The organism is Streptomyces calidiresistens (assembly GCF_014141525.1).
Classification (GTDB): Bacteria; Actinomycetota; Actinomycetes; order Streptomycetales; family Streptomycetaceae; genus Streptomyces; species Streptomyces calidiresistens.
Map to the genome: position 1 here is coordinate 1 of NZ_VKHS01000731.1, position 2,715 is coordinate 2,715.

The window sequence follows — 2,715 nt, forward strand, 5'->3', positions numbered from 1 at the left end:
GGGTGGGGGAGGTGGGAGCCGTCCGGTGCGGGATGTGCCGCCTCCACCATGGTGTGGCTGTGTGCCCACACCGTTTCCCGCCAAGCCAGGACCTCCCCCGTCGTGGCCCGCACCGTCGCGTGGGCGTCTCCTCCGGTGATGTGTGTGGCCTGCAGCAGGAGGCCGGAGAGGAAGTCGAGTTTGACCGCGAGTCGGGTCGCGCCGTGCAGGAGGAAGCGGGGCAGGAAACCCGATTCGTGGAGAAAGGACGCGGCCACCTCCGGATCCCGGTGGACGAGGACGTTCTCCCGGGGGATGGGGGTGCGGTCGAAGACCAGGACGGCATCGTTCTCGTCGAAGCGGCTGCTCAACGGGTAGTCGAAGGTGCTTCCGGTGGTGGCGGCGGTCAGTTCGTAGGAGGGTCGGCACAACACCTTCAGCCCCGGTGCGTTCATCGGGGCGATGAAGGAGAGGGCGAATGTCGGGTCGGTGGGGGGCGGTCCGGTGTGGGCGATGAACACGTGTTGGGCGCAGGCCGCTCCGGTGGCCACCACTTTGGCACCGCTCACCACGATTCCGGCGTCCGTCTCCCCGACCACCCTGACGGCCGGGGAGGTCCGCGCTTCCCCGGACAGGTGATGGTCCACCGGTGGGTCCACGAGGGCGTGGGCGAAGAACGGCACCCGCTCCCGGGCCCGGGCGTACCAGTGGCGGGCGACGTCGGCGAAGGGTCCGTAGCGTTCCGGAGCGGCTCCCGGGGTGGCCAGGAAGGACGCCTTGTAGTCGGGGGATCGTCCCAACCATCCGTGGCACAGGCGTTGCCAGCCGATGATCGCCCGGCGTGACGCCCGCAGGTCCTCCACGGAGCGGGGCACGCGGAAGAAGGGGTGGGTGAATCCGTCCGACCCGGTGTCGGTGGGGGAGGTCAGTTCCTCGCGTCGTTCCGGTTCGTGCAGGGCGTCGTAGAGCCGTGCCACCGAGGCGGCGTGGCCGTGGAAGGCGGGGTGGGAGGCGACGTCCTCCACTCGCTCGCCGCGGATCCACACCTCCCGGTCGTCGCGCAGGCTTTCCAGGTATTCCGGACCGGTGGGCGGCCCGGCCGCTTCGGTGGTCACGGGCCGCTCAGACGGGGGTCGGGGAGGTCGTGTGGTGTCGGGCGGCTGCCCGAACCAGTTCCAGGGTCGCGTCGATGTCGGCTTCACCGGCTCGGGGGTTGATGGTGCACAGACGCAACACCCGTTCCCCTCTCAGGCGGGTCGTGAGGATCATCGCTTCTCCTTTCGCCACCACCGTCCCGCTCACCTCCGTTTGGAGGAGGTCCAGGTGGGGTCCCGGGGTGGGTCCGTTGTGGGGACGGCAGCGGAAGGTGAGGACGCCGAGCCCGGGCGGGGTGACCAGTTCCAGGTCGGGGATTTCGTCGATGCGCCGGGCGGCGTGTTCGGCGAGACGCATGCCGTGGGCCACGGCCTCGCGGAACGCGCCGACCCCGAAGGTCTTGAAGGACAGCCACAGGCGCAGGGCGCGCAGGGAACGACTGAGCTGAATGCCGTAGTCGGAGAGATTCACCTCCTCGGACGCCGGTGAGGTGGGGCTTTCGCACCGGGAGGCGTCCAGGTAACCGGCCTCCACGTCCAGGCCGTACCGGGCCATGGCGAAACTCCGGCGCAGAAGGTCGGGGTCGCGCAACAGGACGCATCCGGTGTCGTAGGGCTGGAAGAGCCATTTGTGCGGGTCGACCGTGACCGAGTCGGAGAATTCCAGTCCCGGCAACAGTTCCCGACCGCGGGGAGCGATCCGTACCGCCGCACCCATCGCGCCATCGGTGTGCAGCCACAGGTTCTCGGCACGGCACACGGCGGCCAGTTCCGGCAGGGGATCCACCGCGCCGGTTCCGGTGGTACCGGCTGTGGCGATCACCGCGAAGGGACGGAGCCCGGCGGCCCGGTCCCGTCGAATCCGTTCCGCGAGGGGGTCCACCGGCAGGCGGAAGGCGGTGTCGGCGGGTACCACGACCAATTGCTCGCGTCGGAACCCCAGGACGTGAAGGGCTTTGGCCACCGAGGGATGGGCCTGATCCGAGCAGTAGGCGCGGGCGTCCTCCGGACTTCCGTCCAAGCGGGAATCCCGGGCCACGGTCAGGGCGAGGAGATTCGCCTCGGTACCGCCCGAGACGAACAGCCCACCGCTACCGGACGGCAACCCCAACAGTTCACACAGCCATTGAACGGTGACCAGTTCGATTCGGGTGGCCCCCGACCCGACCAACCAGGCTCCCGGCACCGCCAGGAAGGCGGCGGCCAGCGCGTCGGCGAGAACCGCCGGATAGTTACCCGCGGAGGGGACGAAGGCGAAGCAACGCGGATGATCCGATCTCATGCCCGCGGTGAGTGCCCCGTTCACCAGTCGGTCCACCAGCCGGATGGGGTCCTCGCCGTGCTCCGGCGGCGGCTCCCCCCACTCGATGTCCAGGTCCCGACGGGTGAGGCGACGATGAACCGGGCCCTCCCCGGGGTGTGAGAGGCGTTCGACGATGCGGTGGAGGGTGTGCTCCCCCACCTTCAACATGTCCGTGTCGGACAGGGTCAGGTGGGGTGGGGAATCGGTGCCGGCGTCTCGTGCCGTGGCCCGGTCGGTCACGCTGTGGTCTCCTGCCGTGAGGGGGCGGTTCTTTCCATGAGGGCCGTACGTCCGCCCTGCCCATCCGACCAACGAAAAGGCCAACGGCAAGTTGGTGCT

Annotated in this window: 2 protein-coding genes; both read right to left on the reverse strand. The window is 69.5% G+C overall.

Annotated elements, in window-relative coordinates; translation table 11 throughout:
• On the reverse strand, positions 1-1,094 hold a 1,094-nt coding region (locus tag FOE67_RS22090; protein WP_182666594.1), incomplete at its 3' end, for a 4-hydroxyphenylacetate 3-hydroxylase N-terminal domain-containing protein.
• Between the two features lie 7 nt (positions 1,095-1,101).
• Entirely contained in the window at positions 1,102-2,616 is a 1,515-nt protein-coding gene (locus FOE67_RS22095) for a pyridoxal phosphate-dependent decarboxylase family protein (RefSeq protein WP_323385274.1), read from the reverse strand.
• Positions 2,617-2,715: the final 99 nt, after the last annotated feature.